Annotated in this window: 23 protein-coding genes and 1 pseudogene; 17 read left to right on the top strand and 7 right to left on the bottom strand. The window is 68.1% G+C overall.

Going from position 1 to position 26,563, the window contains the following annotated elements; all coding sequences use genetic code 11:
• Window positions 1-28: 28 nt before the first annotated feature.
• The 4 genes from ACZY0Y_RS07505 to ACZY0Y_RS07490 all read right to left on the bottom strand — a co-directional run bounded on the left by ACZY0Y_RS07505 (window position 29) and on the right by ACZY0Y_RS07490 (window position 4,285).
• Window positions 29-805, bottom strand: coding sequence for an amino acid ABC transporter ATP-binding protein (locus ACZY0Y_RS07505; RefSeq protein WP_463884879.1), 777 nt, complete (start codon window positions 803-805; stop codon window positions 29-31).
• Window positions 802-1,767, bottom strand: coding sequence for an amino acid ABC transporter permease (locus tag ACZY0Y_RS07500; protein WP_463957273.1), 966 nt, complete (start codon window positions 1,765-1,767; stop codon window positions 802-804). Before ACZY0Y_RS07500 ends, ACZY0Y_RS07505 begins: the two co-directional genes overlap by 4 nt.
• A 35-nt stretch (window positions 1,768-1,802) precedes the next feature.
• Complete coding sequence (locus ACZY0Y_RS07495; RefSeq protein WP_463957272.1) at window positions 1,803-2,759, bottom strand: ABC transporter substrate-binding protein; 957 nt, start codon at window positions 2,757-2,759, stop codon at window positions 1,803-1,805.
• A gap of 203 nt (window positions 2,760-2,962) precedes the next feature.
• Window positions 2,963-4,285, bottom strand: a complete 1,323-nt coding sequence (locus ACZY0Y_RS07490; RefSeq protein ID WP_463884873.1) for an isochorismate synthase — start codon at window positions 4,283-4,285, stop codon at window positions 2,963-2,965.
• A 98-nt stretch (window positions 4,286-4,383) separates the two neighbouring features.
• On the opposite strand from ACZY0Y_RS07490, the gene ACZY0Y_RS07485 reads away from it, so the two are divergent.
• The 4 genes from ACZY0Y_RS07485 to ACZY0Y_RS07470 all read left to right on the top strand — a co-directional run bounded on the left by ACZY0Y_RS07485 (window position 4,384) and on the right by ACZY0Y_RS07470 (window position 8,887).
• Window positions 4,384-5,181, top strand: a complete 798-nt coding sequence (locus ACZY0Y_RS07485; RefSeq protein WP_463957271.1) for a demethylmenaquinone methyltransferase — start codon at window positions 4,384-4,386, stop codon at window positions 5,179-5,181.
• 12 nt (window positions 5,182-5,193) lie between these two features.
• Complete coding sequence (locus ACZY0Y_RS07480; protein WP_463957270.1) at window positions 5,194-6,558, top strand: geranylgeranyl reductase family protein; 1,365 nt, start codon at window positions 5,194-5,196, stop codon at window positions 6,556-6,558.
• Complete coding sequence (locus ACZY0Y_RS07475; RefSeq protein WP_160664021.1) at window positions 6,555-7,655, top strand: polyprenyl synthetase family protein; 1,101 nt, start codon at window positions 6,555-6,557, stop codon at window positions 7,653-7,655. Before ACZY0Y_RS07480 ends, ACZY0Y_RS07475 begins: the two co-directional genes overlap by 4 nt.
• A 395-nt stretch (window positions 7,656-8,050) precedes the next feature.
• Window positions 8,051-8,887, top strand: a complete 837-nt coding sequence (locus ACZY0Y_RS07470; protein ID WP_463957269.1) for a DUF559 domain-containing protein — start codon at window positions 8,051-8,053, stop codon at window positions 8,885-8,887.
• Between the two features lie 163 nt (window positions 8,888-9,050).
• Here the strand turns inward: ACZY0Y_RS07470 and ACZY0Y_RS07465 are convergent, their stop codons facing one another.
• Together ACZY0Y_RS07465 and ACZY0Y_RS07460 are read right to left on the bottom strand one after the other, a co-directional pair.
• A complete protein-coding gene (locus ACZY0Y_RS07465) occupies window positions 9,051-9,479 on the bottom strand; it encodes a hypothetical protein (protein WP_024366280.1) in 429 nt (142 codons plus the stop codon).
• A gap of 14 nt (window positions 9,480-9,493) precedes the next feature.
• The gene (locus ACZY0Y_RS07460; RefSeq protein ID WP_463884863.1) at window positions 9,494-10,165 is read right to left on the bottom strand and encodes a trimeric intracellular cation channel family protein; all 672 of its coding nucleotides are present in this window, start codon (window positions 10,163-10,165) and stop codon (window positions 9,494-9,496) included.
• A 63-nt stretch (window positions 10,166-10,228) separates the two neighbouring features.
• On the opposite strand from ACZY0Y_RS07460, the gene ACZY0Y_RS07455 reads away from it, so the two are divergent.
• From ACZY0Y_RS07455 to ACZY0Y_RS07400, 12 genes and pseudogenes are all read left to right on the top strand, one after another.
• A complete protein-coding gene (locus tag ACZY0Y_RS07455) occupies window positions 10,229-10,939 on the top strand; it encodes a sirohydrochlorin chelatase (RefSeq protein WP_463884861.1) in 711 nt (236 codons plus the stop codon).
• A gap of 132 nt (window positions 10,940-11,071) precedes the next feature.
• Window positions 11,072-12,820: a nitrite/sulfite reductase gene (locus ACZY0Y_RS07450; RefSeq protein WP_463957268.1), complete on the top strand. Its 1,749-nt coding sequence runs from the start codon at window positions 11,072-11,074 to the stop codon at window positions 12,818-12,820.
• The gene (locus tag ACZY0Y_RS07445) at window positions 12,817-13,527 is read left to right on the top strand and encodes a phosphoadenylyl-sulfate reductase (RefSeq protein ID WP_463957267.1); all 711 of its coding nucleotides are present in this window, start codon (window positions 12,817-12,819) and stop codon (window positions 13,525-13,527) included. The genes ACZY0Y_RS07450 and ACZY0Y_RS07445 overlap by 4 nt, the downstream gene beginning before the upstream one ends.
• Window positions 13,524-14,594, top strand: coding sequence for a sulfate adenylyltransferase subunit CysD (gene cysD, locus ACZY0Y_RS07440; protein WP_463957266.1), 1,071 nt, complete (start codon window positions 13,524-13,526; stop codon window positions 14,592-14,594). The genes ACZY0Y_RS07445 and cysD overlap by 4 nt, the downstream gene beginning before the upstream one ends.
• Window positions 14,594-16,066, top strand: a complete 1,473-nt coding sequence (locus ACZY0Y_RS07435; protein ID WP_463957265.1) for a sulfate adenylyltransferase subunit 1 — start codon at window positions 14,594-14,596, stop codon at window positions 16,064-16,066. Before cysD ends, ACZY0Y_RS07435 begins: the two co-directional genes overlap by 1 nt.
• 53 nt (window positions 16,067-16,119) lie before the next feature.
• Window positions 16,120-17,157 (top strand): annotated as a pseudogene (locus tag ACZY0Y_RS07430) (RtcB family protein).
• Window positions 17,158-17,381: 224 nt separating this feature from the next.
• Entirely contained in the window at window positions 17,382-18,575 is a 1,194-nt protein-coding gene (locus tag ACZY0Y_RS07425) for an ABC transporter substrate-binding protein (protein ID WP_463957264.1), read from the top strand.
• A gap of 45 nt (window positions 18,576-18,620) precedes the next feature.
• Window positions 18,621-19,346 (top strand): ABC transporter ATP-binding protein, encoded by a 726-nt coding sequence (locus ACZY0Y_RS07420; protein ID WP_160664035.1) that lies wholly within the window; start codon window positions 18,621-18,623, stop codon window positions 19,344-19,346.
• Window positions 19,336-20,271, top strand: coding sequence for an ABC transporter permease (locus ACZY0Y_RS07415; protein ID WP_463957263.1), 936 nt, complete (start codon window positions 19,336-19,338; stop codon window positions 20,269-20,271). Before ACZY0Y_RS07420 ends, ACZY0Y_RS07415 begins: the two co-directional genes overlap by 11 nt.
• A gap of 712 nt (window positions 20,272-20,983) precedes the next feature.
• Window positions 20,984-22,273 carry a uroporphyrinogen-III C-methyltransferase gene (cobA, locus tag ACZY0Y_RS07410; RefSeq protein ID WP_463957262.1) on the top strand — a complete coding sequence of 430 codons (1,290 nt, stop codon included), beginning with the start codon at window positions 20,984-20,986 and terminating at the stop codon, window positions 22,271-22,273.
• Window positions 22,274-22,362: 89 nt separating this feature from the next.
• A complete protein-coding gene (locus ACZY0Y_RS07405; RefSeq protein ID WP_463957261.1) occupies window positions 22,363-23,826 on the top strand; it encodes an FAD-dependent oxidoreductase in 1,464 nt (487 codons plus the stop codon).
• Window positions 23,827-24,001: 175 nt separating this feature from the next.
• Complete coding sequence (locus ACZY0Y_RS07400) at window positions 24,002-24,991, top strand: DNA topoisomerase IB (protein WP_463957310.1); 990 nt, start codon at window positions 24,002-24,004, stop codon at window positions 24,989-24,991.
• 14 nt (window positions 24,992-25,005) lie between these two features.
• On the opposite strand, the gene ACZY0Y_RS07395 is transcribed toward ACZY0Y_RS07400, so the two are convergent.
• A complete protein-coding gene (locus tag ACZY0Y_RS07395; RefSeq protein ID WP_463957260.1) occupies window positions 25,006-25,884 on the bottom strand; it encodes a DUF1206 domain-containing protein in 879 nt (292 codons plus the stop codon).
• A gap of 139 nt (window positions 25,885-26,023) precedes the next feature.
• On the opposite strand from ACZY0Y_RS07395, the gene ACZY0Y_RS07390 reads away from it, so the two are divergent.
• Window positions 26,024-26,560 (top strand): hypothetical protein, encoded by a 537-nt coding sequence (locus tag ACZY0Y_RS07390; RefSeq protein ID WP_463885735.1) that lies wholly within the window; start codon window positions 26,024-26,026, stop codon window positions 26,558-26,560.
• Window positions 26,561-26,563: the final 3 nt, after the last annotated feature.

Below are 26,563 nucleotides of genomic sequence, written 5' to 3'. Positions count from 1 at the left end.
TGTCCGAAATCGGTGCGGATTACCGGAACTACAGCACCCGGCTAAGGAACTCCTTGGTGCGGGGATGCTGCGGGTTGGCCAGGACCTCCTGGGGATCCCCGGATTCCACCACCACACCGCCGTCCATGAAGGTCAGGCGGTCGCCCACTTCGCGGGCGAAGCCGATCTCGTGGGTCACCACAATCATGGTCATGCCGGACTGGGCAAGGTCCTTCATGACGTTCAGGACGTCGCCCACCAGTTCCGGGTCCAGCGCGGAGGTGGGCTCATCGAAGAGCATGAGCTCCGGATCCATGGCCAGGGCGCGGGCAATTGCCACCCGCTGCTGCTGACCGCCGGAAAGCTGCGACGGGTAGTGGCCGGCGTGGTCCGACAGCCCCACGCGGTCCAGCAGTTCCATGGCCCGCTTCCGTGCAGCATCGCGGGACTGGCCCTTGACCTGGACCGGCGCCTCCATGACGTTGTAGAGGGCCGTCTTGTGCGGGAACAGGTTGAAGCGCTGGAACACCATGCCGATCTGGCGGCGCTGGGCGGCGATCTCCTTGGTTTTCAGGTCATGGAGCCGGCCTTTGACTTCGCGGTAGCCGATCAGCTTCCCACCGACGGAGATACGGCCCGCGCTGATGGTCTCCAGGAGGTTCACGCACCGCAACATGGTGGACTTGCCCGAACCGGACGGCCCGATCACCACGGACACCTCGCCCCGGTTGACCTCGAGGTCGATGCCGCGCAGCACATGGTGCTGGCCGTAGAACTTGTGGAGGCCCTCGATCCGCACCAGCGGATTCTCAGTGGTGATCGTCATTTTGCCTCCTCCTCGGGATGGTCCATCTTCAGCGCCGGCTCCGCGGCAGCGCTCGGCGTCATGGCTGCGGCGGCCTTCGCTGCGGCCGGGTTGATCGCGGCCGGAGCAAGGTTGTCCACTCCCTTGCCGTAGTAGGCCTCGATGAAGTGCTGGCCCACCATCAGCAGGCTGGTGATCACGAGGTACCAGATCGCCGCCACGATCAGCAGGGGTACCGGCAGATAGGTCCGGTTGGCCAGGGTGTTCGTGGCAAACGTCAGGTCCAGGGTGAACGGCACGGCCAGGACGAGGGAGGTGGTTTTCAGCATGCCGATGGTTTCGTTGCCGGTTGGCGGCACGATCACCCGCATGGCCTGCGGCAGGATGATCCGCCACATGATCTTGGTCTTGCCCATGCCCAGGGCCGCGGCGGCTTCCTCCTGGCCGCGGTCCACTGACTTGAGGCCGGCCCGGAAAATTTCCGCCAGGTAGGCTGACTCGTTCAGGCCCAGGCCCAGGATGGCCGCAGCCGTGGTTGTGATGACGGCGCTCGTATCCACGGCGAACCACTCCGGTCCGAACGGGATGCCGGCGGTGATCTTGGGGTACAGGACTGAGATCAGGCCCCAGAAGACCAGCTGCGTGTACACCGGAGTGCCACGGAAGAACCAGACCCAGGCCCAGCTGGACCACCGGAACACCGGGTTCTCCGACTGGCGCATGAACGCCAGCAGGATGGCGAGGACAATGGCCAGGACCATGGCCGCCGCGGTCAGCAGCAGCGTCCAGCCGACGCCCTGCACCACCTTGGTATCGAGGATGTAGGTCCCCACAATGTCCCAGCGGAAGTTGGGGTTGGTGACCAGGCTCTGCAGGAACAGGGCGAGGGCGCCGAGGATGATGATGGCGCTGATCCAGCGGCCCGGATGCCGGACGGGCACCGGATGGTTCAGGACTACTGGAGCTTCAGGCTGACTGGCCATCTGTGTACCTGATTGGTGGCCGGTTGCGGGAAGACTCAAGATCCGACCGCCGGGTTGACCTCAGACTTGGTGATGGCGCCATCGGCGTTGCCCCAGCCTTCCAGGATCTTCTTGTAGGAGCCGTTCTCCATGAGCTTGGCGACGGTCTTCTGGACGACCTCGGCCAGGGCCATGTCCGACTTGGCTACGGCGATCCCCTGCGGTGCGGAATCGTAGACGTCGCCGAGCTTTTCGATCTGGCCGTTGGTCTGGGTGACGGCGTAGCCAGTGATGGGGGAGTCGGCGGCCATCGCATCGACGCTGCCGTTGACCAGGCGGGTGGTGATGTCCGTCTGGTTCTTGAGGGTCACGACGTTGATGACCGGCTTGCCGTCGGCCACGCACTTCTTGCTGCGGTCCGAGAGGTCCGGGTCTTCCTGGACGGTACCGGTCTGCACGCCGACGGACTTGCCGCAGAGGTCATCCAGGGAAACCTTCTTCGGGTTGCCCTTCTGGACGGCCCAGGCGGTGCCGGCGTTGAAGTAGCTGACCATGTTCACCGCGCCGAGCCGCTCCGGGTTGATCGTGAACGAGGAGATGCCGAGGTCGTACTTCGGGCCCAGTGCCGGGAGGATGCCGGTGAATTCGGACGTCTGCACCTGGACCTTCAGGCCGAGGGTGGCGCCGATCGCCTTGGCGATGTCGACGTCGTAGCCCACGGGGGTCTGGCCGTCGGTGCCGAGGAATTCCGCGGGGGCGTAGGTGGTGTCCGAGCCCACGGTCAGGGTGCCTTTGGACTTGATGGCCTCGGGAACCATGGCCGCCAGGGCATCATCCTTCTGGACGGTGCTGGGGTCGAAGCTGGCCGCGGCGCTGCCGGACACGGACGGTGCCGCGCCGGAGGGTGCCTTTTCGGAGGCATTGGTGCAGGCGGAGAGCGTCAGGGCGCCGATGGCCAGCACGGTGGCTGCCTTAAGCGTGGAGGTGCTCAGGAGCGAACGGGAGATCTGCATGTTCTTACCTTTTGTTGCAGGAGGGATGTGTAACCAAGTCGGTTTATAGTGTATCGCCGAAGAAGAGATGTGCGTCACAGAAAACTAAGTTTCACTATTGGATAACTATTTCGGGTTCAAATACAAGACTTCCACACGCTGGAGTGTCTGGAATCCCGGATTCAACGACGCACCGGACGGGCAAGGCCCAAACGTCCCGGACTCTAGCTGCTGATGCCCAGCGACTCCAGCATCGGCCGGAACTTCGCCCAGGTCTCGGCCAGTTCGGCTTCCGGCACGGAGCCCTCGACGACGCCGCAGCCTGCGTACAGCCGGACGGTCTGCGGGGATTCGATGACGGCGCCGCGCAGCGCGATGCCCCACTCCCCGTTGCCGGCGGCGTCGAGCCAGCCGACCGGTCCGGCGTAGGGGCCGCGGTCCAGGTGCTCGAGCTTGCGGATCAGGGCGCCCGCCACGGTGGTCGGCATGCCGCAGACCGCCGCTGTCGGGTGCAGCGCGTTGATCAGGGCGAGGCTGGTGGGCACATGGCCCTCCACCTCGGCCAGCTCCGCTTTCACATCCGAGGCCAGGTGCCAGACGTTCGGCAGTTCCAGGATGAACGGCTCGCTGTGCGCGTTCATGGCCTCGGAGAAGGGGGCCAGCTGGGTGGTGAGCGACTGGATGGCGATGTCGTGTTCGTGCCGCTGTTTCTCGGATCCGGCCAGCACCCGCTCGGCGAACTCCAGCGGCGAGCCGGCCATCCCGTCGGCGTCGCGGCGGTCCAGGGTGCCCGCCAGGACGCGGGCCTGCGCGGTGCGGCCCTCCACCTGGATCAGCATTTCGGGGGTGGCGCCCACCAGTCCGTCGACGCCGTAGGTCCAGCATTCGCGGTAGCGGACGGCGAGCTGGCGGAGGATCTCGGCGGCGTTTACTCCGGCGGGGACGGTGGCGACGATGTCGCGCGCCAGCACCAGCTTCTCCAGCGCCCCGGTGCGGATCTCCGCCACACCGGCGGCCACGGCCGCCATCCAGTCCGCCTCGCTCAGCGAACCGGTGGTCAGCGTCGCCTCAACCGGCGCGGCGTCTGTTCCGGCGTCCGTTGACGGCACGACGCCGGGCGTCCCCAGCCAGCGGTCCAGCGCGGCGCGCGCGCCCGCCTCGGTGAGGTCGCCGTCGTCGAACGTCAACTGGGTCAGCCACGCCTTGCCGTCACGCAGTCCCACGACGATTTCGGGCACGATCAGCCGCGACTCATGGGCGGAGGCTTTGGAGAAAGCGAAGGAGCCGAAAGCGACCGGGCCGGTGCCGGGCCATTCCACGGTGTCCTGGATCCCGGCCTCGAGGACCAGGTGCCGCCACCAGATGTCCGCCTCGAGGAAACGGTCGGGTCCGGTGGCGGTGAACCGGGCCACCTCGCCGAAGCCGACGAGGCCGGCTTCACGGCGGGTCCAGCAGAGGACGTCGTCCCGGACCAGAAACGACGGCAGCCCCCCGGGGAATGTTTCTGCATCGAGGGGGACTGTCAGGGTTCGGAACGCGCTCGTCATAGTGAGACCACACTACTCCCGCGTCCGCCGGAGGCACTGCTCAGGGCGTGGTCAGGGCGTGGTTAGGGTGTGTGCTGATCATTTGAGACAATGTCAGGGTGAACCGAGCATCCTTGGATAAGCGTCCGGACGAAGTAGCCACGATGTTTGACGACGTCGCCCCCAAATACGACGTCGTCAACGACGTTCTGTCGATGGGGCAGACACGCCGTTGGCGCAAGGTTGTGGTCGAAGCCATGGATGTGAAGTCCGGCCAGCGGGTGCTTGATCTCGCCGCCGGCACCGGAACCTCGAGCGAACCGTATGCCGACGCCGGCATCGACGTGATCGCCTGCGACTTCTCGTTGGGCATGCTCAAGGTTGGCAAGCGCCGCCGCCCCGACATCGACTTCATCGCCGGTGACGCCACCCGCCTCCCCTTCGCGGACAATACCTTTGATGCCAGCACCATCTCCTTCGGCCTGCGCAACGTCAACGAGCCGAAGAAGGCCCTGGCGGAGATGCTGCGCGTTACCAAGCCCGGCGGCAAGCTGGTCATCGCCGAGTTCTCCCAGCCCGTCGTGCCGCTCTGGCGCACCATGTACACCGAATACCTGATGCGTGCCCTGCCCGCGATCGCCGTCAAGGTCTCCTCCAACCCGGACGCCTACGTCTACCTCGCCGAGTCCATCCGCGCCTGGCCGGACCAGGACCACTTGGCGGCCTGGCTGCAGGAGGCCGGCTGGGACGGCGTCACTTACCGCAACCTCAGCGGCGGCATCGTCGCCGTGCACCGCGCCGTCAAACCGGGACCGGAGACCGGCGCTGAAACCGGTCCGGCAACCGCCGCGGCAGCCCTGGCCGCCCACACCGGACCGGTGGCGAAGCTGCGCCGCAACACCCGGCCCGGGCGTTAGTTTGTCGCTGCCGTGAAAGTACTGATCGTCGGAGCCGGTCCGGCCGGGTCCACTGCCGCCTACTATCTGGCGCAGGCAGGCATCGACGTCACGGTGCTGGAGAAGACCAGTTTCCCGCGTGAAAAAGTCTGCGGCGACGGGCTCACCCCCCGCGCCGTCCGCGAGATCCAGAAGCTCGGCCTGCCGCACCCCGAGGCCGACGGCTGGCGCCGCAACAAGGGCCTGCGCCTGCTCGCCGGTGGCCGCAGCATCGAACTTCCCTGGCCCGAGGTCTCCGACTTCCCGCAGTACGGACTGATCCGCACCCGCCTGGGCTTCGACGAGGAGCTGGCCCGGCACGCCCAGTCCGCGGGCGCCGTCGTGCTGGAACGCCACAGTGTCACCGAGGCGCTGCGTTCCGACGACGGCCGCGTCACCGGCGTCCGTGCCGCGCTGCTGGACGAGTCCGGCCGCAAGACGGGGGAGACCCGCGACTTCACCGCCGACGTCGTCCTCGCCGCGGACGGAAACTCCAGCCGCACCGCCGTGTCGCTGGGCATCCGGAAGCGCGACGACCGGCCGCTCGGCGTCGCCGTCCGCACCTACTTCACGAGCCCGCGGCACGACGACGACTGGATGGAAGGCTGGCTCGAACTTCCCGGCCGCGACGGCAAGCTGCTCCCCGGCTACGGCTGGGTGTTCGGCGTCGGCGACGGTACCTCCAACGTGGGCCTCGGCATCCTGAACTCGTCCAAGGAATTCGGGAAGCTGGACTACAAGCAGGTCCTGCGCGAATGGACCGCCGGCATGCCCGCGGACTGGGGATTCACCCCCGAGAACCAGGTCGGCGAGATCCGCGGCGCCGCGCTGCCAATGGGCTTCAACCGCACCCCGCACTATTCGCCCGGCTTGCTGCTGCTGGGCGACGCCGGCGGCATGGTCTCCCCGTTCAACGGCGAGGGCATCTCCTACGCCATGGAGTCCGCACGTTTCGCGGCCGAATTCATCATCGACGGCGCCGCCCGCTCGGCGTCAGCCGGCTGGGGCTCCGGGACGGAAGCTAACAGAGCCGCCGATGCCCACCTTGCACGGTACGCGGACTACGTGCGGGACCAGTGGGGTTCGCACTTCACCCTGGGCCGTGCCTTCGCGGCCCTCATCGGCAAGCCGGCCGTGATGAAACTGGCCCTCCGGACGGGCATGCCCATCCCTGTCCTCATGCGGTTCGTGGTCAGGCTGCTGGCCAACCTGACGGATCCCGCGGCCAGGGGCTTCGAGGACCGCGTCATCAGGGTCCTGGAATCGCTGGTCCCGGCGACGTCCAACCAGGGCCCTTCCAGCTCGCACACCAGCGCCAACTCCGCGGATTCCGCAACAAAAGTTAGGGTTAACCCGTGACCAACTCTGCAGACCAAAGCTGGACGCACGCCGGACACGGCCTGCCGAGCTCTGAGCCCGACCTTAACACCACCGCCATCGCCACCGGATTGCAGCTGCCGGCCGGCTTTGCCGCGATCGCAGGGGACCCCGAACTCGGGCCTGCCATCACCACCAACCTGGCCCGGGTGGAGAAGAAGCTCCGCGAAGCCATTGCCAACTCGGATCCGCTGGCCGACGCGACGTCGCGCCACCTTGTGGAAGCCGGCGGCAAGCGCATCCGCCCTCTCCTGACATTGCTTTGCGCCCACCTGGGCGACGCCTCCCGGCCCGCCGTGGTGCAGGCCGCCGTCGTCGTTGAACTGACCCACCTCGCGACGCTCTACCACGACGACGTGATGGACTCCGCACCGTTCCGCCGCGGCGCCCCCACGGCGCACGAGGTCTGGGGCAACTCCGTGGCTGTCCTGACCGGCGACCTGATTTTTGCCCGGGCCTCCATCCTGGTCTCCGAACTCGGGTCCCGCGCCCTCGGCATCCAGGCGCGGACCTTTGAACGGCTGTGCCTGGGCCAGCTGCATGAAACCGTGGGTCCGCGCCCGGACGAAGACCCGGTGGAGCACTACCTCTCCGTCATCGCCGACAAGACCGGCTCGCTCGTGGCGGCCTCGGGCCAGCTCGGCGCGATCTTCTCCGGCGCCGACGAAGCCTACGAGCCGATGCTGGTCGAGTACGGCGAAAAGGTGGGCGTCGCCTTCCAACTGGCGGACGACGTCATCGACGTGACCGGCGTCAAGGTCAAGTCCGGCAAGTCCCCGGGCACCGACCTGCGCGAAGGGGTGCCTACGCTGCCCGTCCTGCTGCTCCGCAAGAAGGCCGACGGCGGCGACCAGTCCGCCGTCGAACTCCTGAAGCTCATCGACGGCGACCTCAGCTCCGACGAGGCCCTCGCGGCCGCCGTCGCCGGCCTGCGGGAACACCCTGTCACGGCGGAATCCTGGGTGGTGGCACGCGCCTGGGCCGATGAGGCGATTGCTGCGCTCGCGCCGCTGCCCGAGGGGGTCGTGAAGACCTCGCTGACCAACTTTGCGCTGGCCGTGGTGGACCGCGCCAGCTGATTCCGGGTCCGGGCTTCCGGCCGGGCTTGCTGCCGCCGGCGGCTGTTTCGGCTTAAACGGAATGGCCCCGGTTCCTCACAACGTTTCGAGTCATCCGTTGTGTCGAACCGGGGCCATTTCTCCGTTCGCATCAGATCCACCGGAGGCATTTGGTGAACCCATGAATGAGCCTATGACAGAAATGTCATGCTGTCTAGGCTTTCTGTAAATTCATTGTCATAGGTTTTTTGCGGGTTTCCTGGGCCGTGCGGGGGCACTTTGAAGCCTCAAATGGGGGATCCCAGGGCCGGGCTGCGGCGTGTCCGTGTCGAAGTGCCCCTTGGCCGCGGAAGGAGTTGTCCACATGGCACGTCCCGGGTGGACTCTGCCGACCGCTGGCAGGGCACATTGGCGGAATGAACATCGTCAATTTCCTGGGCTCGCGGGGCGGACCGGCCAGCACGGCTGACCTCGGGCGGGCCGGATTCAACCGGTATCGGATTGGCCTGGCTGTGGCCGAGGGCACCATCGTGAGGATCCGCCGCGGATACTATGCGCTGCCCCGGGAAACCTCTGCCGTGCGTGCTGCCCGCGAGGCCGGAGGGCTCCTGACCTGTCTCTCCGCCGCTCCGGGCTACGGATTGTGGACACTGGTCCCGGCGTCGAAGTTGCACCTCTGCGTCGGCCACCGGGCAGCGCCGCCCGGTTCGGTGGCACACGGCCGCTGCCGGCATCCCCGGCACCCCTGGCTACCTCTGGCGGGACTGGCCGACGTCCTGATTCACGCGCTGCGCTGCCTGCCGGAACTGCAAGCCCTTGTCATGGTCCAGTGTGCTGTGGGCCGCGGGGACATCAGCCTGGCATTCCTCCGCGGCAAACTCGGGGGCAACCGCAACGCCCGCGCCAGGTCGGTGCTGGATCTGGTCATTCCCCGGGCCGACTCTCTGCTCGAAGTTCTCGCCAACACCACGTTCGTGCGGGCCGGGCTCCGGGTACGCCGGCACGTCCAGATCCCCGGTGTGGGGGAGGTGGACTTCCTCGTTGAGGACTGCGTCATTGTGGAGACCGATGGCGAATCGCATCTGGAGCCGCGGCAGGTGAAAAAGGATCGGGGGCGGAACAACGCGAGCCTCGTCGGAGGCTATCTGGTGCTCAGATTCGGCTACGACGTCGTCGTCCACCACCCCGAGCAGATGCTCGCCCAGGTCCTCGAGTTGCTGGCGCAGCGCCGCCGGGGTGCGTTCCAGCCTTAAGCGCTGGCCGCATCGGCCGTCCGGGGCTACTTTGAGGCCTCAAAAGGGTATTCCCGGGCTGGACGCCGGCGTGTCCGTGTCAAAGTGACCCCGGACCGCCGATATACCAGGGCGCGGCGGTGGTTGCGGGGAGAACAGGCGGGCGGGAAGCCGACGAGGGAGGCTAGTCCTCGTCTTCGTCGTTGAACGCCCACTCGAACATGTCGAAGACGAACTCGGAGAACGTTCCTTCCTCGCTCTTCCACTGGCCGCGGGCGTTGTTGCGGCGGTACACGATCGGGTCCGGAACGCTGAGGTCGCCGACGCGGAAGCCCCAGGTGAACTGCTCTTCCTCGTCCTCCAGGAACATCAGGAAGCCTTCGTCATCGACTTCGAGCTCTTCGGGGTCCCAGAAGTAGTGGTACGCCTCCATGATGTCCTCGCAGCCGCCGACCGCGAGGTAGAACTCCCGCAACACCAGCGGGACCTGGAACTGGTGCTCGGCGAGGGCCGCATCCAGCTCGTCGGCCGGGAGGCCATCCTCTTCCTGCCATTCGTCTTCGAGATACTTCGGAACAAGCGCGCGGAACTTCTCGAGGAACATGTCAGTCATGGTTCTTATCCTAGCTAATCCTTACGCCCGCCATCCGCCGTGTCCAAGCCGAGCCGGTGCCAGCCGCGGACCGCCAGCGGAACGTGCCACTGGCGCCGCCAGGCCGTGACGCGGAAGGCGAAAACGACGGCCGCCACTACACCCGCGGTGACCGCGTTGAACGTGCCGGTGATGGACAGGACCATGGTCATCGCCGCCCCCGCAAACGCCGGCAGCGCGTAGAGATCCTTCGGATCGAAGAGCTGCGGCACCTCATTGGCGGTGATGTCGCGCAGCAGGCCGCCACCCACCGCCGTCGTGACCCCGAGCAGCACCGCCGCAACCGGGTTCATCCCGGCGGACAGCGCCTTGAGGGTTCCGGTGATGCAGAAGAGCGCGAGGCCGCCGGCGTCGAACAGGATGAGCAACGAGGTGTAGCGCTGGACGCTGGAAAACAGGAAGTACACCAGCACCGTTGCCAGAAGCGGGGGCACGAGATAGGCCGGGTTCGTGAAGGCCGCGGGCGGGCCGGCGTTGATGATGATGTCGCGGATGACGCCGCCGCCCAGGCTCACCACCGAGGCCAGCAGGAGGGAGCCGATGATGTCGAACTGCTTCCGGGCCGCGAGCAGTGACCCGGAGACCGCGAAGAAGAAGACGCCGGCCAGGTCCAGCCAGACCAGGACAAGGCTGAAGTAAGAAGTCATGGAGTGTCCCGGTCGAATCTCAAAGGGGGCGGATGGGGCGGCTCCAAGGTTACGCTAACGGCTATGAATAGCCCCATCCTGATTGCCTGCGCCCACGGCACCTCCAGCACCGAGGGTGCCGCCGAAGTCAACGCCCTCCGGGCCGGGATCGCCGCGCTGCGGCCGGGGCTCGACGTCCGCGAAGCCTACGTCGACGTCCAGGACCCCGAGCTGCCGGCCGTTGTCGCGGGCCTGCCGGTGGGGGAGGCCGCCGTCGTTGTCCCCCTGCTGCTCAGCGTCGGCTACCACGTCAAGGTGGACATCGCCCGCGCCGTCAAGAGCCGGCCCGGCACCCGCGCCGCCGCCCCGCTGGGCCCCGATCCGCGGCTCGCGGCGCTGCTGGACGTCCGGCTGAGGGAAGCCGGCGTGACCGACAACGACGCCGTGATCCTCGCCGCTGCCGGGTCCTCCGACCCCACCGCGGCGCAGAACGTCGAGGAGCTTGCAGGACAGCTGCGGGCGCTGCGGCCCAACCGGATCATTGCAGCGTACGGCGCTTCGGCCAAGCCTTCGGTGCAGGACGCCGTGCACGCAGTGCGCGAGGAGGGCGCTCTGGTGGCCGCAGGGCCGCAGGGGAGGGTGGTGATCGCTGCCTACCTGCTGGCACCTGGCTTCTTCCACGACCAGCTCGCCAAGGCCGGCGCGGACCTCGTCACCGCGGCACTGCTGCCCTCCCCGGTGCTCGCCGAGATCGCGCTGGAACGCTACGACGCGGCGCTCGCGTCAGGGTCCTGAAGGCCCCCGGACCATGCACAGCAGCCGCGCCACTTCAAGGCCCGCCGACGCTTCGTGACGATTTGTTGCCCTAGGTGACCCCGCGTTTCTGACCCTTTGTGACGGCATTACGGGCCACCCTACAGTCGATCCATGACTGATACAGCTCTAGCCGGAGCGTCTGCGGACCAGGCTGCCCCAGGCCGTACCAAGCGCCCCACCAACCGCCCCGCCGCAAAGCCGCACGGGCAGTGGAAAGTGGACGGCACCGCGCCGCTGAACGCCAACGAAACCTGGAAGCAGGAAGACAACGGCCTCAACGTCCGCGAGCGTATCGAGTCCGTCTACTCCAAGCACGGCTTCGACTCAATCGACGGCACGGATTTGCACGGCCGTTTCCGCTGGTGGGGCCTCTACACCCAGCGCAAGCCCGGGATCGACGGCGGCAAGACCGCCACGCTCGAGCCGCACGAGCTCGAGGACAAGTACTTCATGCTGCGCGTCAGGATCGACGGCGGCGCCCTCACCACCGAGCAGCTCCGGGTCATCGGCCAGATCTCCGTCGACTTCGCCCGCGGCTCCGCCGACCTCACCGACCGCCAGAACATCCAGCTGCACTGGATCCGGGTCGAGGACGTGCCGGAAATCTGGCGCCGCCTCGAGTCGGTGGACCTGTCCACCACGGAGGCCTGCGGCGACGTCCCCCGCGTCATCCTCGGCTCGCCCGTCGCCGGCATCGCCAAGGACGAGATCATCGACCCGACCCCGCTGATCCACGAGCTCGCCGAACGCTTCATCGGCGACCCGGAACTGGCCAACCTGCCGCGAAAATTCAAGACCGCCATCACCGGCCACCCCAGCCAGGACGTGGTGCACGAGATCAACGACGTCGCACTGGTGGGTCTGGTCCACCCCGAACTCGGCATCGGCTACGACCTCTGGGTGGGCGGCGCGCTGTCCACCAACCCCATGCTGGGCAAGCGCCTGGGCGCCTTCGTCCGGCCGGACCAGGCCGCCGACGTCTGGCTCGGCGTCACCAGCATCTTCCGCGACTACGGCTACCGGCGGATGCGCACCAAGGCCCGGCTGAAGTTCCTGCTGGCCGACTGGGGACCGGTGAAGTTCCGCCAGGTTCTCGAGGACGAATACCTCGGCTACAAACTCGACGACGGCCCGGCCGCGCCCAAGCCCTCCACCCCCGGCGACCACATCGGCGTCCATGAGCAGAAGGACGGCAAGTTCTTCATCGGCGCCACCCCGCTGGCCGGCCGGCTCTCCGGCAGCCAGCTCGTAAAGCTCGCGGACACCCTGGAAGCACGCGGCTCGCAGCGGCTGCGGACCACCCCGCACCAGAAGCTCGTGGTCCTCGACGTGCCCAAGGACCAGGTGGAACCGCTGGTGGCCGAACTCGACGCCCTGGGCCTCTCCGCCCGGCCGTCCGTGTTCCGCCGCGGCACCATCGCCTGCACCGGCATCGAATACTGCAAGCTCGCCATCGTCGAAACCAAGCTCACGGCCGCCACCGCCGTCGCCGAGCTGGAACGCCGCCTCGCCGACCTGGTCGAGACCGCGCAGCTGCCGCAGGCCCTCTCGCTGCACATCAACGGCTGCCCCAACTCCTGCGCCCGGATCCAGACCGCGGACATCGGACTCAAGGGCATGATGCTCCCCACGCCCGACGGCGACCCCACCCCGGGTTTCCAGGTCCACCTCGGTGGCGGGCTGGCTTCCGACAGCCGCGAGGAAGCCGGGCTAGGACGCACCGTCCGCGGCCTCAAGGTCACGGCCGACGACCTGCCCGACTACGTCGAACGCGTGGTCCGGAAGTTCGTGGCCGACCATACCGAGGGCCAGACCTTCGCCGAGTGGGCCTTCGCCGCCGACGAAGGTGATCTGCAGTGAGCACCGTCCTCCGCACCCACGACGAGCTCAAGGTGATCGCCGAGTCCGGCGCCGCCGAGCTCGGCTGGGACGCCCCGGCCCGCGATGTCATCGCCTGGGTGGCCCGGAACTTCGAACTGCCCGCCGTCGCCGTCGCCTGCTCCATGGTCGACGCCGTCCTCCCCGCGCTCGTCGCGGACCAGCTTCCCGGCGTCGACGTCCTCTTCCTGGAGACGGGCTACCACTTCCCGGAAACCCACACGACCCGCGACGAGGTGGCAGCCAGCCTGCACATCAACGTCGTCGATGTGCTCCCCGAGAACACCGTGGAGCAGCAGGACCGGCTCCTCGGCAAGGACCTCTTCGCCCGCGACCCCGCGCAGTGCTGCGCGCTGCGCAAGGTGGCCCCGCTGCGCCGCACCCTCGCCGGCTACGAGCTCTGGTTCACCGGGGTCCGCCGCGACGAGGCCCCCACCCGCACCAACACCCCGCTGGTCACCTGGGACGAGACCAACGGCCTGGTCAAGGTCAACCCCGTCGCGGCCTGGAGCTTCGACCAGCTGGTGCAGTACTCGATCGACTTCCTCCTCCCCGTCAACCCGCTGCTTTCACAGGGCTACCCGTCCATTGGCTGCCAGCCCTGCACCCGCAAGGTAGCGCCCGGCGATGACCCCCGCGCCGGCCGCTGGGCAGGAACAGACAAGACAGAATGCGGGCTACACGTATGAGCAACTTGAGCACGACGACGGCCGGCTACGCCTCCGCAGCAGATGCCGCCCCCGCCCCTTCGCTGGACGGCGATGCTGCAAGCAGCATCGCGTCCAGCTACGGAAGGCCCGATGCCACTCCCGGGGCGGCATCTGCCGCTCCGGCTCTGCGGTCGGGTCGCCTGAGTTCCCCGGCCCGCCTGTCGTCTTTGGACACGTTGGAATCCGAGGCGATCCACATCATCCGCGAGGTGGTGGCCGAGTTCGAGAAGCCGGCGCTGCTGTTTTCCGGCGGCAAGGACTCCGTGGTCATGCTGCACCTGGCCACCAAGGCGTTCTGGCCCGGGAAGGTACCGTTCCCGGTCCTGCATGTGGACACCGGGCACAACTTTCCCGAGGTCATCGAGTTCCGCGACCGGACCGTGGAGCGGCTGGGGCTCAAGCTCGTTGTCGGCTCCGTGCAGGAGTTCATCGATTCCGGGGAGCTGGCCGAGCGTGCCGACGGCACCCGCAATCCGCTGCAGACCGTCCCCCTGCTGGACGCGATCCAGCGCAACAAGTTCGACGCCGTCTTCGGCGGCGGCCGCCGGGACGAGGACAAGGCCCGGGCGAAGGAGCGCATCCTGAGCCTGCGCGACGAGTTCGGCCAGTGGGATCCGCGCAACCAGCGGCCCGAGCTGTGGAACCTGTACAACGGCCGCCACACGGTGGGCCAGCACGTCCGCGCGTTCCCGATCAGCAACTGGACCGAGCTGGACGTCTGGCGCTACATCGAGCGCGAAAACATCGACCTTCCGGGCCTTTACTACGCCCACGACCGCGAGGTCTTCGCCCGCGACGGCATGTGGCGCGCGGTCGGCGAGGTCTCCCAGCCCCGCGACAACGAAGAGGTCATCACCAAGACTGTCCGCTACCGGACCGTCGGCGACATGTCCTGCACCGGCGCCGTCGAATCGGCCGCCGCCACCGTGCGCGACGTCGTGATCGAAGTTGCAGCCTCCACCATCACCGAACGTGGCGCCACCCGGGCGGACGACCGCATCTCCGAGGCCGCCATGGAAGACCGCAAGAAGGACGGCTATTTCTAATGAGCACCGACACCGACACCGCCCGCGCGGCTGCCCCTCTGGACGAGGCCCCGCTCGCGCACCGGGCTCTGTCTTCGACCCTGTTCCGTTTCGCGACCGCCGGATCGGTCGACGACGGCAAGTCCACCCTGGTGGGCCGGCTCCTGCACGACTCCAAGGCGATCCTCGCCGACCAGCTCGACGCCGTCGCCCGCACCTCCGCGGACCGCGGGTTCGGCGGCTCAGGCGCCACCGGCACGCAGGCGATTGACCTCGCGCTGCTGACCGACGGCCTGCGCGCCGAGCGGGAACAGGGCATCACCATCGACGTCGCCTACCGCTACTTCGCCACGGACCGCCGCAGCTTCATCCTCGCGGACTGCCCCGGCCACGTGCAGTACACCAAGAACACGGTGACCGGCGCGTCCACTGCGGATGCCGTCGTCGTGCTCATTGACGCCCGCAAGGGTGTCCTGGAGCAGACCCGCCGGCATCTCTCCGTGCTGCAGCTGCTGCGGGTGGCGCACGTGATTGTCGCCGTGAACAAGATCGACCTGGTGGACTTCAGCGAGGCCGTGTTCCGCGGGATCGAGGCCGACGTGCAGAAGGTCGGCCGGGAGCTCGGGCTGGGCCGTGACGATTCAAATACAGGCGGCATCGCTGATCTTTTCGTCATCCCGGTGTCCGCGCTCGACGGCGACAACGTGGTGGACCGCTCGGAGCGCACGCCCTGGTATGGCGGGCCGGCCCTGCTCGAGGTCCTGGAGACGCTGCCGGCCGCGGATGAACTCGAGAGCCACCTGGAAAGCTTCCGGTTCCCTGTGCAGCTGGTCATCCGGCCGCAGGGGGCGCTGGCTCCCGACGCCGTCGCCGGCGGACTCGACGTCGAAGGCTTCCGCGACTACCGGGCCTACGCCGGGCAGATCACCGAGGGCTCGGTGAAACTGGGGGACAAGGTCAGCGTACTGACTCCCGGCCAGGCGCCGCGCACCACCACAGTGAGCGGCATCGACTTCGCCGGACTGGAACTGACCGAGGCCGTGGCCCCGCAGTCCGTGGCGCTGCGCCTCGCGGATGAGTTCGACGTCGCCCGCGGGGACACGATCGCGGCGGCGGGACCCGCCGGTGGCAAAATACCGGAGGCCTCGGCGGACCTGTATGCCGCACTGTGCTGGCTCTCGCCCAAGCCGCTCCGCGAGGGCGCCAAGGTGCTGGTCAAGCACGGCACCCGCACGGTCCAGGCCCTGGTCCGGAACGTGACGGGCAAGCTGGACCTCGCCAACTTCCAGCTGGAGCCCACTTCCACCCTGGAGCTCAACGACATTGGACATGCCCAGCTGCGTCTCGCCGCGCCGCTGCCGCTCGAGAACTACCTGCACCACCGCCGCACCGGGGCGTTCCTCGTGATCGATCCGCTGGACGGAAACACCCTCGCCGCGGGCCTCGTCAACGACCACCCCGGCGACCACGAGGACGAGCGCTACTCGATCTAAGGCCTTGCCACCCGGCTGCCCTCCCGCGATCATCGTCATGGGAGGGCAGATCCTTGGAGATCATCAACAGCCGGCTCATCAGCTGGGCTTCGATCCTGGATGACGCGACGCGCGCGCAGGCCCTGGCCACGGCACAGCTGCCCATCATCTATCCGCACACAGTATGCCCTCAAGGACCTGCCCGCGGACCGGAAACTGCTGCGGGAGGGCATTGAGCACGCCATTCCGCTGTCCGCCGGCCACTTCAACCACGGGATCAGCGCCACCGCCGCACCCCGCATTGCCCAACTGCGGCGGATGGCAGCCCACGCGCGCTTCGACCCTGCCCAGTACGCCGCGAACTGGACACTCCAGCTGGGATCGCTGGGCTCGGGCAACCACTTCATCGAGGTGTGCGTGGATGAGGCGGACGCCGTCTGGCTCTTCCTGCATTCCGGCTCCCGCGGCGTCGGCAACAAACTCGCGCAGCGGCACATCGGCGAGGCCCGGAGCATGGTCGCACGCCGGCACATCGCCCTGCCGCACCCGGACCTGGCCTACCTCGAGGAAGGCACCCCTGAATTCGACCGTTACATCAGGGAGCTCCGGTGGGCCCAGCACTTCGCCCTGCTGAACCGGGAGGAGATGATGGACCGGGTGGTCCGGCAGTTTGAAACCTGGATCGGCGGCTCCGTCCGCGAGGCCGAACGGATCAACTGCCACCACAACTTCACGGCGAAGGAATGGCATACGGCAAGTCCGTCTGGGTCTCGCGCAAAGGAGCCATCAGGGCCGAAGCGGGCGACCCCGGGCTGATTCCCGGCTCCATGGGCACCGCGTCCTACGTCGTCGTCGGGCTGGGAAACCGCGCGTCGCTGAACTCATCGCCGCACGGCGCCGGCAGGGAGTACTCGCGGAACTCCGCGAAGAAGACCTTTACCCTGGCCGAGCTGAAGGCCGCCATGCGGGGCATCGAATTCCGTCCCAGCGAGGCATTCATCGACGAGATCCCGGCGGCCTACAAGCCCATTGACCAGGTAATGCGCGACTCCGCGGACCTCGTCAAGATACGGCACAAGCTCCGGCAGCTCGTCAACGTTAAAGGCGACTAATCCGCTGAAGAGCCGGATGGCGGCTCCGCATGTGACGCTGCATGAACTCACGTGACCCCGGGTTTCCGGGCCGTTGAACCGGGTTCCTGCCAGTCCCTATGGTGAACCAATGACAACCATGGATCGGCTCTCCCACGGCCCCCGCGGCGAGTTCCGGGGGCGATGTCGCCGGCGCTGACCACCCGCCCGGCCCCGCACACCCCCCCACGAACAGGACCTCCCGCATGTCATCCCCCTCGAACAACCCCACCCCCGGCCAGACCCCCGGAACCACTGGAACAACAGGAACCACCCGGATCGTCGCCGGCGAAACCACCAAACCCAGGCGCAAGCGCACCCTGGAGATCAGCCTGGCTGTCGGCCTCGTGCTGCTGATCGGTGCCGGTGCCGCCGTCGCGTCCACGGTGTCCCGCACCACGGAAGCCGCGCCCGCAGCGGCGGTTTCCGACGCCCCGGCTGCCGAACTCAAACTCGGCTACTTCGGCAACATCACCCACGCCCCGGCCCTCGTCGGGGTCAGCCAGGGCCTGCTCGCCAAGAGCCTCGGCGAGACCAAGCTCAGCACCCAGGTCTTCAACGCCGGCCCCGCCGCGATCGAGGCCCTCAACGCCGGCGCCATCGACGCCACCTACATCGGCCCCAACCCCGCCATCAACTCCTACGTCAAGAGCAAGGGCGAATCAATCAGCATCATCGCCGGTGCAGCGTCCGGCGGGGCGCAGCTGGTGGTCAAACCCGAGATCGCCTCGGCCGCGGACCTCAAAGGCAAGAAGCTCGCGACCCCGCAGCTCGGCGGCACGCAGGACGTGGCACTGCGCGCCTGGCTGGGCAAGCAGGGCTACAAGACCAACACAGACGGCAGCGGCGACGTCGCCATCAACCCCACCGAGAACGCCCAGACCCTGAAGCTGTTCCAGGACGGCAAGCTCGACGGAGCGTGGCTGCCGGAGCCCTGGGCCTCCCGCCTGGTCCTCCAGGCCGGAGCGAAAGTCCTCGTCGACGAAAAGGACCTCTGGGACAAAGGCGAATTCATCACCACCGTCCTGATCGTCAACAAAAAATTCGCCGCCGAGCACCCCGCCACGGTCAAGGCGCTGCTGAAGGGCCACGTCGAATCCGTGGACTGGCTCAACGCCGCGCCCGCCGCGGAGAAATCCACGGTCCTCAACGCCGCCCTCAAGGAATCCGCCGGCGCCGCCCTGCCGGCCGACGTGATCGACCGTTCGCTCAAGAACATCGTCTTCACCGTCGACCCGCTCGCCGGAACGTACAAAAAGCTGCTCCAGGACGGGGTCGACGCCGGCACCACCACCCAGGCCGACATCACCGGCATCTTCGACCTCACTGCCCTGAACAGCGTCCTGAGCGGCAGCCCCGCCGGGAAGAAGATCTCCGCGCAGGGACTGGGCAAGGACTAGCCAGTTCCCGCCGCCAGCTCCGCCACCATTAGTTAGGACGTGACCATGCCAGTCGTACTGGAAAACCTGGGCAAGCGCTTCGGCGACGGCGCCCCGGTGCTGGACGACGTCAACGCCAGCATCGGGCAGGGCGAGTTCGTCGCCCTGCTCGGTGCGTCCGGCTGCGGCAAGTCCACCCTGCTGAACATTATGGCGGGACTGGAGGCCCCGACGTCGGGCGCCCTCGAGGTCCCCAGCGATGGCGCCGCGTTTATGTTCCAGGACGCGGCGCTGTTTCCCTGGTTGACTGCGCGGGAAAACATTGAGCTGGCCCTGAAGCTGCGTGGAGTCGGGAAGGCCGAGCGCCGGGTGAAAGCCGACGAGCTCCTGGACCTCGTGCATCTGGGCGGCGCGGGGGACAAGCGCCCGCACGAGCTCTCCGGCGGGATGCGCCAGCGTGTAGCCCTGGCCCGGTCGCTCGCCCAGGACCGGCAGCTGCTCCTGATGGACGAGCCGTTCGCCGCCCTCGACGCGATCACCCGCGACCTGCTGCACGATGAGCTGGAGCGGATCTGGAAGGAAACCGGCCGCACCATCGTATTTGTCACGCACAACGTCCGCGAGGCGGTCCGGCTGGGCCAGCGCGTGCTGCTGCTTTCCTCCCGGCCCGGCCGCGTGGTGCGGGAGTGGCACGTCAGCGAAGAACACCGCACCGACGCCGGACTGGCCGGCCAGCTCACCGGCGAAATCACCGCCCGGCTACGCGAGGAGATCCGCCGCCATGCCAAGTAAACAAACGTCGCTGGTAGAGCCCGGCGAGACGCGCCACATCACCGCGGCCCTGACCCGGTCCTCCACGGGCTCGGCCGACCTCCGCGAACTCGAGGCCGGCCTGGACTCGCTCCAGTCCGACGCCGTGCGCAAGGCCCGGATCGACTGGAGCCGGATCCTGCTGCCTGTGGCCGCCGTCGCGGTCCTCATCCTTGCCTGGCAGCTGTACGTGTCGATGGGCTTCAAACGGCAGGACCTCGTGCCCGGCCCGCTCGACGTCGTGGCCCAGTTCGGCCGCCTCTGGGCCGAGGGCAAACTGCAGGAAGCGGTTTGGACCTCGCTGCAGCGCGGACTCGCGGGATTCGTGATCAGCGTGGCCATCGCCACCCCGATCGGACTCGTGCTGGCCCAGGTGGCCCCGCTCCGCCGCGCCTTCGGCCCGCTGATCTCCGGGCTGCAGGTACTGCCGTCCGTGGCGTGGGTACCCGCCGCCATCATCTGGTTCGGCCTCACCGACGCCACCGTGTACTTCGTGGTGTTCATGGGCGCCATCCCCTCGATCATCAACGGGTTGATTTCGGGCGTGGACCAGATCCCGCCGCAGTACCGCAGCGTGGGGAAGGTCCTGGGCGCCTCCCGGGTCCAGCTGGCGCTCCAGATCATCCTCCCCGCGGCGTTGCCCGGCTATCTGAGCGGACTCAAACAGGGCTGGGCCTTCTCCTGGCGTTCCCTCATGGCCGCGGAAATCATCGCCGTCGGCGGCTCCATCGGGTTCGGCTTGGGATCTATGCTGAACCAGGGCCGCGACCTGTCCGACATGACCATCGTGATGTCCGCGATCCTGCTGATCCTCGCCGTCGGCATCCTGATTGAACTGCTCGTTTTCGCCCCAATCGAAAAGCGGTTGCTTCGCCGTCGTGGTCTCCTCGCCGGCAGCACCCGCTAACCCCCGGCACCCCAACGCGTAAGCAGGGCCCGACGGCGACTTCCGCCGTCGGGCCCTGCTGTGTCCGCGGGGTCCTCCTCGCGACTCCTTGTCCGGACCCCGGGACCGGCCTACGCTCGCGGCTATAGGCCGGTATGCGGCCGACCCATCCCAATTCCTAGGAGACAGCCGTGGCGCCACAATACGGAGTGCTGGCACTGGTCGAAGCCAAGCCGGGGAAGGAACAGGACGTCTGGGACTTCCTCAACGGGGGCCGGGACATCGTCTGACGGAGCCCGGCACCCGGACTTGGTATGCCTTCCGGGTCAACGGGAACACCTTCGGCATCTTCGACACGTTCGACACCGAGGAGGACCGGCAAGCCCATCTCAACGGAGCCATCCCCGCGGCCCTCGGCCAGCACGGGCCCGAGCTGCTGGCCAAGGACCCCGACATCAAACTGATCGAGCTCATCGCGGTGAAATAGGTTGATGGCTGCCCGCCCGCCTGCCGAACGGGGGCACATTGACACGGACACGCCGTGATGTGAGCCCGAAGTGGCTGTTCTGGCCGTCAAAGTGCCCCCGGACGGCGACAGGGTGACCCGGACCGCAGCCGGACCGCAGCCGGACCGCAGCCTGACCGCGCCAACTGTGTGACGTGGCGTTACCCCGCGTGAACTGGTGTTTCCCTACCGTTGTTCCGCCATATGACGCCGCCCTATCGTCGATGCATGGCAATTCAGGACATTTACCCCACGGCGCTGCGCCTCCTCGGCCGCCCCGTGCTGGTCGTCGGCGGCGGCCCGGTCGCCGCGCGCCGCGCCAAGGGCCTGCTCGACGCCGGAGCCCAAGTCACCGTCGTCGCGCCCCTTGCCTGCCCCGCCCTGCATGACCTGGCCGACGCCGGCCTCCTCACCTGGGAACCACGCGAGTACCGCAGCCCCGACGTCGACGGGGCCTGGTTCGTCCAGACCGCGACCGGCGACGCCGCCGTGGACGCCCGGGTATCGGCCGACGCCGAGGCGCAGCGCATCTGGTGCGTGAACGCCTCCGACCACGAAGCCTCCGCCGCCTGGACGCCCGCCGTCGCCGTCGTGGATGACGTCAAGATCGCCGTCAACGCCGGGGGAGACCCGCGTCGTGCCATGGCCCTGCGCGACGCCGTTGCCACCGCCCTGGAAACCGGGGACCTGCCGCTCCGCCGGCGGCGGGCGACCGCCGGATCCGTTGCCCTCGTGGGCGGCGGACCCGGCGACAGCGGGCTGATCACCGTCCGCGGCCGGCGGCTCCTGGGCCAGGCCGACGTCGTCGTCGCGGACCGCCTAGGCCCCCGCGAACTCCTGGCCGAACTGGCCCCCGACGTCCGTGTCATCGAGGTTGGCAAAACCCCCGGCCACCACCCGGTCCCGCAGGCAGAGATCAACCGCATCCTCGTCGACGAAGCCCTGCAGGGCCACCGCGTGGTCCGGCTCAAGGGCGGTGACCCCTACGTCCTGGGCCGCGGCGGCGAGGAAGCCGAGTTCTGCCGGCAGCACGGCGTCGAGGTCGAAGTGGTCTCCGGCGTCACATCCGCCATCTCGGTCCCGGCCGCTGCCGGCATCCCGGTCACGCACCGCGGGCTGGCCAAGGGCTTCAGTGTGGTGACCGGCCACGAGGAGCTGTCCGAAGTCCCGGCCCGCGCGGACCACACCGTGATCCTGCTCATGGGCGTGGGCCAGCTGCGCGATTCCGCGGCCTCGCTGGCACGCGCCGGTTTGCCTCCGGAGACGCCTGTTGGCATCGTAGAGAATGGTTACTTGCCGAACCAGCGGGTGACCATCGGAACGCTCGGGACCATCGCGGACCAGGCGGAGGCCGCAGGAGTCGCGAACCCCGCCGTGATCGTGATCGGTGACGTGGTCCGCGTCAGCCCGTTCGCGCCGTCGCACTTCAAGACCGCGGACTACAGCACCACCACCCCGAACGCACCCCGCACACCCCGCACACCCCGCACCACCAAGACCCGCGTACTGACCCCCTAAAACCCGTCGATTGCTCCATAACTGCCGTTATCAGGCCTCAAAAGGGCCGTTATGGAGCAACGGATGCAGAAGAACAAAGGAACACAGCCGTGTCAACGAACACCCCTGCAGGAACTGCTGCCCGCCCGCTGCGCATCGCCGTCGTCGGCTCCGGACCCGCCGGTGTGTACGCCGCGGACATCCTGACCAAGAGCGAAGCCGTGAAAAGCGGCGAACTCACGGTCAGCATCGACCTCTTCGACCGCTACCCGGCACCCTACGGACTGATCCGCTACGGCGTCGCCCCGGACCACCCGCGCATCAAGGGCATCGTCAACGCCCTGCACAAGGTCCTGGACCGCGGCGACATCCGCTTCTTCGGCAACGTCGACTACGGCACGGACCTCACCCTCGAGGACCTCCGCACCCACTACGACGCCGTCATCTTCGCCACCGGGGCCATCAAGGACGCGGACCTGAACATCCCCGGCATCGAGCTCGAGGGCTCCTACGGCGGCGCCGACTTCGTTTCCTGGTACGACGGCCACCCGGACGTGTCCCGCGAGTGGCCCCTGGAGGCCAAGGAAGTCGCCGTGATCGGCAACGGCAACGTGGCCCTGGACGTGGCCCGGATGCTCTCCAAGCACGCCGATGACCTCCTGGTCTCCGAAATCCCGGATAACGTGTACCGCGGCCTGAAGGATTCCCCGGTCACGGACGTGCACGTCTTCGGCCGCCGCGGGCCCGCCCAGGTCAAGTTCACCCCGCTGGAGCTGCGCGAGCTCTCTCATTCCAAGGACGTGGACATCATCCTCTACGCCGAGGACTTCGAGTTCGACGCCGAATCGGACCGGCAGATCCAGAGCAACAACCAGACCAAAACCATGGTCGGAACGCTCACCAACTGGATCGCGGAGCAGCCCGAGGACCTCTCCGAGCTCACGGCCTCCCGCCGCCTGCACCTGCACTTCCTGCACAGCCCGGTCGAGATCTATGGAACAACAGGCGACGCCGATGCCCCCGGCCGCGTCGCCGGCATCAAGTTCGAGCGCACCGAGCTGGACGGCACGGGCAACGCCCGCGGCACCGGCGAGTTCGTCGACTACCCGGTCCAGGCCGTGTACCGCGCCATCGGCTACTTCGGCTCGTCGCTGCCCGAGGTCGAGTTCGACCACAGCAAGGGTGTTGTCCCGAACGACGGCGGCCGCGTCCTGGATGCCTCAGGCACCCACGTGCCGGGCATCTACGCCACGGGCTGGATCAAGCGCGGGCCCGTCGGGCTCATCGGCCACACCAAGGGCGACGCCCTCGAAACCGTCACCTACCTGCTGGAGGACCGCGACAACCTGCCGCCCGCGGCGGCACCCGCACCGGGCGCGGTCGTCGAACTGCTGGAAAACCGCCGCGTGCAGTACACCAGCTGGGAAGGCTGGCTGGCCCTGGACGCGCACGAGCGGTCCCTCGGCGAAAAGGCGCGTGCCGGTGCGGATGGCTTCCAGCGCGAGCGCATCAAGGTGGTCCCGCGCGAGGCCATGGTCCAGATCTCCCGCGACGGGGTGGCTGCGGAGGTCTGATCCCCCGAACCAACACACAACGCGGGGTCACTCCGCGCCCGTCCCGGAGGGAATCATGGGCCGGACGTGACCCCGCGTTGATTGGTGGGTGGAGGGAAATCCGGGTTGTAGTCAGTAGGCTTACCGTCATGGATGAGCAGTGCAGGCAACAGGCCCCGGCACCGGGAACGCGCCGATGAGGCTCCGTCGCAGCAACGCGTCCGGGCGAGGCTACCGGCGCGTCGCGGCCGGGACCGGGTTCAGCTACAAGGACCTCGACGGCTCCACCCTGCCGCCCGGGCCGGTGCGCGAGAGGCTCGAGAGCATTGGCATCCCGCCGGCCTGGACGGACGTCTGGATCGCGCCGTACGACAACGGGCACATCCAGGCCACGGGACTCGACGCCGTCGGCCGGCGCCAGTACATCTACCACCCGGGCTGGCGCGAGAAAAAGGACCGGCTCAAGTTCGACCGTTCGCTCCAGCTCGCGGAAACCCTGCCGGCCGCGCGCCGGCTCGTCACGATGGACCTGCGCTCCGAGGGCCTCACCCGGGAGCGGGTGCTGGCCGCCGCCTTCAGGATGCTGGACAGCGGCTCGCTGCGGGTCGGCTCGGAGCGGTACACGAACGAAAACGGCAGCCACGGCCTCGCCACCCTGCTCTGCGCCCACGTGAAGCTGCGCAAGGACGAACTCCGGCTCAGCTTCCCCGCCAAAAGCGGCAAGAACTGGGAGTCGCGGATTCACGACGCCGACCTCGCCACCGTCGTCCGCCAGCTCAAGCGCCGCGGCGGCAGCGCCCGCCTGCTCGCGTACAAGGACGGCCGGAGCTGGCACCCGGTGTCCAGCCAGGACATCAACCAGTACGTCAAGGAGCGCACCGGGCAGGACTTCACCGCCAAGGACTTCCGCACCCTGCGCGGGACGGTTGCCGCAGCCGCGAGCCTGGCGCAGAGCGGTCCGCAGCCCAAGGTGTCAGCCCGGAAGCGCGCGGTGAGCCGCGCCATGCTGGACGCGTCCGCCGTCCTGGGGAACACGCCGTCGATCGCCCGGAAGAGCTATGTGGATCCGCGGCTGCTGGACCACTTCGCCGCGGGGGAGACCATTGACCCGAAGCGGCCGGACTCCGCCGAATCCGAGGTCCGCGCCCTGCTGTACCGCGAGGGCGACGTGGTCGAACTGCGCTAGGGGACCGGCGGGCGCTACATCCGTCCGAAGCGTGCCCGGAGCAGGGCGAACACCCCGTAGGCCATGAAGCCGGCGCCGATCGCCAGGAGCAGGATGGGTCCGAACGGATGGTCCCGCAGGGCCTTGAGGCTGCCGTCCAGGCCCGTGGACGAGCCGGGATCATTCGTGGCCGCGGCGATGGCAAACAGCAGGCCCGTCAGGATCAGCGCCACCCCCTTGGCGATATGGCCGGCAACACCCAGTCCGCTGACCAGGCGGCCGCGGCGTGTCCCCTCAAAGTGCCCCAGCTCCTCCTTGAACGTCTTCCCCACACCCTTGACGATGAAGTACACGCCGATCCCGATGATCGTCAGGCCCAGGCCGATGAGCGCCGGCACCCCAAACGGGCTGCGCACCAAGGCGGTGCTGAAGTCCCGGGTCGAGTCGCCCGAATCGCCCCGGCTGCCCAGCGCGAAGCCGGCGAAGCTGAGCCCCACGCTCCCGTAGGCGATGCTGAGGAAGCCGGAGGAAACGAGCTTCCCGAGCCGTTGCCGCCGCGGGAGGTGCCGGGCCCGCAGGGTGGCCTCGCTCAGCTGCCACACGGCGAGCCCGGCGCACGCGATGAACCCGGCCCACATGACCGCCGGGCCCCACGGGTTGGCGGCGAGCTGTTCGATCGCTCCGGTGGGCTCGGCCTGGCCCGGGGCCCCGAGGACCAGGGCCACGGCAATCGCGCCGATCACGACGTGCAGCAACGCCATTACGGCAAAGCCGGACCGGGCGACGACGTCGAGCGCCGCGCTGTTGGAGGCGGCCTCCGCGGCATCGGCCGCGTCGCCGGCAGCCGCCCCGACGGCCTCGCCGAGGCTCCCGCCGGCGGGGGAGGGCTGGTCCTTTGGCCCCGGTGCTTCCATGCTGCCGAGTCTACGCAGTGCGGGCGCCGTCCCCCGAACTATCAACTTTTTCATAAGTGTGCTTACCATAGCCCGAACGTGGCCCTTCTTTGGTGCCACGGCAGTTCCGCATCCGACCTCAGACGATAGGAATCTCACCATGGCAGGTAATCTTGTTGCCCGATCCATCCACGACCTGACGGCGGGCGCCTGGTTCGGCGGCTCGCTGATGGGCGCCATCGGGCTGAACGGGGCGACGGCGGAAGCCAAGGATCCGGCCGAACGCACCCGGCTCTCGAGCCTGGGCTGGAAGAAGTGGGCCCCGTTCCAGACGGCGGCGTTCGGCGCGCACTTCCTCTCCGGCCTCGCCATCATGTGGGAAAACAAGGGCCGGATGGCCAAGCAGGACGGCGTCACCCGCCTCACCGTCTACAAGTCCATCGTCACCCTCGCCGGTGCCGCCGTGAGCCTGTACGCCGGGCTCCAGGGCGCCAAGGTGGACAAGCTGGCCAGCGAAGGCGCCGAAGGCGCCACCGAGCCCAGGCCCGGCGCCTCCGAGGAACTTCGCTCCGCGCAGCAGCAGCTGAAGATCCTGCAGTGGGCCATCCCCGTCTTCGCCGGCTGGGTGATCGTCCTGGGCGCCAAGCACGGAGAAATGCAGCGGCCCAAGAACGTGTTCAAGGGCCTCGCGCGCTAAGCA

This window comes from Pseudarthrobacter kochi (assembly GCF_055412805.1).
The sequence above is the reverse complement of the archived record's forward strand: the minus strand, read 5'-3'. Positions and strand labels throughout refer to the sequence as shown.

What these genes read in the sequence shown, in the direction of transcription:
- cobA (WP_463957262.1), top strand. Translation starts at nt 20,984, where the DNA reads ATGGCAATTCAGGACATTTACCCCACGGCGCTGCGCCTCCTCGGCCGC.
- ACZY0Y_RS07495 (WP_463957272.1), bottom strand. Translation starts at nt 2,759, where the DNA reads ATGCAGATCTCCCGTTCGCTCCTGAGCACCTCCACGCTTAAGGCAGCC.
- ACZY0Y_RS07470 (WP_463957269.1), top strand. Translation starts at nt 8,051, where the DNA reads ATGAACATCGTCAATTTCCTGGGCTCGCGGGGCGGACCGGCCAGCACG.
- ACZY0Y_RS07400 (WP_463957310.1), top strand. Translation starts at nt 24,002, where the DNA reads ATGAGGCTCCGTCGCAGCAACGCGTCCGGGCGAGGCTACCGGCGCGTC.
- ACZY0Y_RS07490 (WP_463884873.1), bottom strand. Translation starts at nt 4,285, where the DNA reads ATGACGAGCGCGTTCCGAACCCTGACAGTCCCCCTCGATGCAGAAACA.
- ACZY0Y_RS07415 (WP_463957263.1), top strand. Translation starts at nt 19,336, where the DNA reads ATGCCAAGTAAACAAACGTCGCTGGTAGAGCCCGGCGAGACGCGCCAC.
- ACZY0Y_RS07450 (WP_463957268.1), top strand. Translation starts at nt 11,072, where the DNA reads ATGACTGATACAGCTCTAGCCGGAGCGTCTGCGGACCAGGCTGCCCCA.
- ACZY0Y_RS07395 (WP_463957260.1), bottom strand. Translation starts at nt 25,884, where the DNA reads ATGGAAGCACCGGGGCCAAAGGACCAGCCCTCCCCCGCCGGCGGGAGC.
- ACZY0Y_RS07390 (WP_463885735.1), top strand. Translation starts at nt 26,024, where the DNA reads ATGGCAGGTAATCTTGTTGCCCGATCCATCCACGACCTGACGGCGGGC.
- ACZY0Y_RS07435 (WP_463957265.1), top strand. Translation starts at nt 14,594, where the DNA reads ATGAGCACCGACACCGACACCGCCCGCGCGGCTGCCCCTCTGGACGAG.
- ACZY0Y_RS07420 (WP_160664035.1), top strand. Translation starts at nt 18,621, where the DNA reads ATGCCAGTCGTACTGGAAAACCTGGGCAAGCGCTTCGGCGACGGCGCC.
- ACZY0Y_RS07505 (WP_463884879.1), bottom strand. Translation starts at nt 805, where the DNA reads ATGACGATCACCACTGAGAATCCGCTGGTGCGGATCGAGGGCCTCCAC.
- cysD (WP_463957266.1), top strand. Translation starts at nt 13,524, where the DNA reads ATGAGCAACTTGAGCACGACGACGGCCGGCTACGCCTCCGCAGCAGAT.
- ACZY0Y_RS07425 (WP_463957264.1), top strand. Translation starts at nt 17,382, where the DNA reads ATGTCATCCCCCTCGAACAACCCCACCCCCGGCCAGACCCCCGGAACC.
- ACZY0Y_RS07455 (WP_463884861.1), top strand. Translation starts at nt 10,229, where the DNA reads ATGAATAGCCCCATCCTGATTGCCTGCGCCCACGGCACCTCCAGCACC.
- ACZY0Y_RS07465 (WP_024366280.1), bottom strand. Translation starts at nt 9,479, where the DNA reads ATGACTGACATGTTCCTCGAGAAGTTCCGCGCGCTTGTTCCGAAGTAT.
- ACZY0Y_RS07500 (WP_463957273.1), bottom strand. Translation starts at nt 1,767, where the DNA reads ATGGCCAGTCAGCCTGAAGCTCCAGTAGTCCTGAACCATCCGGTGCCC.
- ACZY0Y_RS07460 (WP_463884863.1), bottom strand. Translation starts at nt 10,165, where the DNA reads ATGACTTCTTACTTCAGCCTTGTCCTGGTCTGGCTGGACCTGGCCGGC.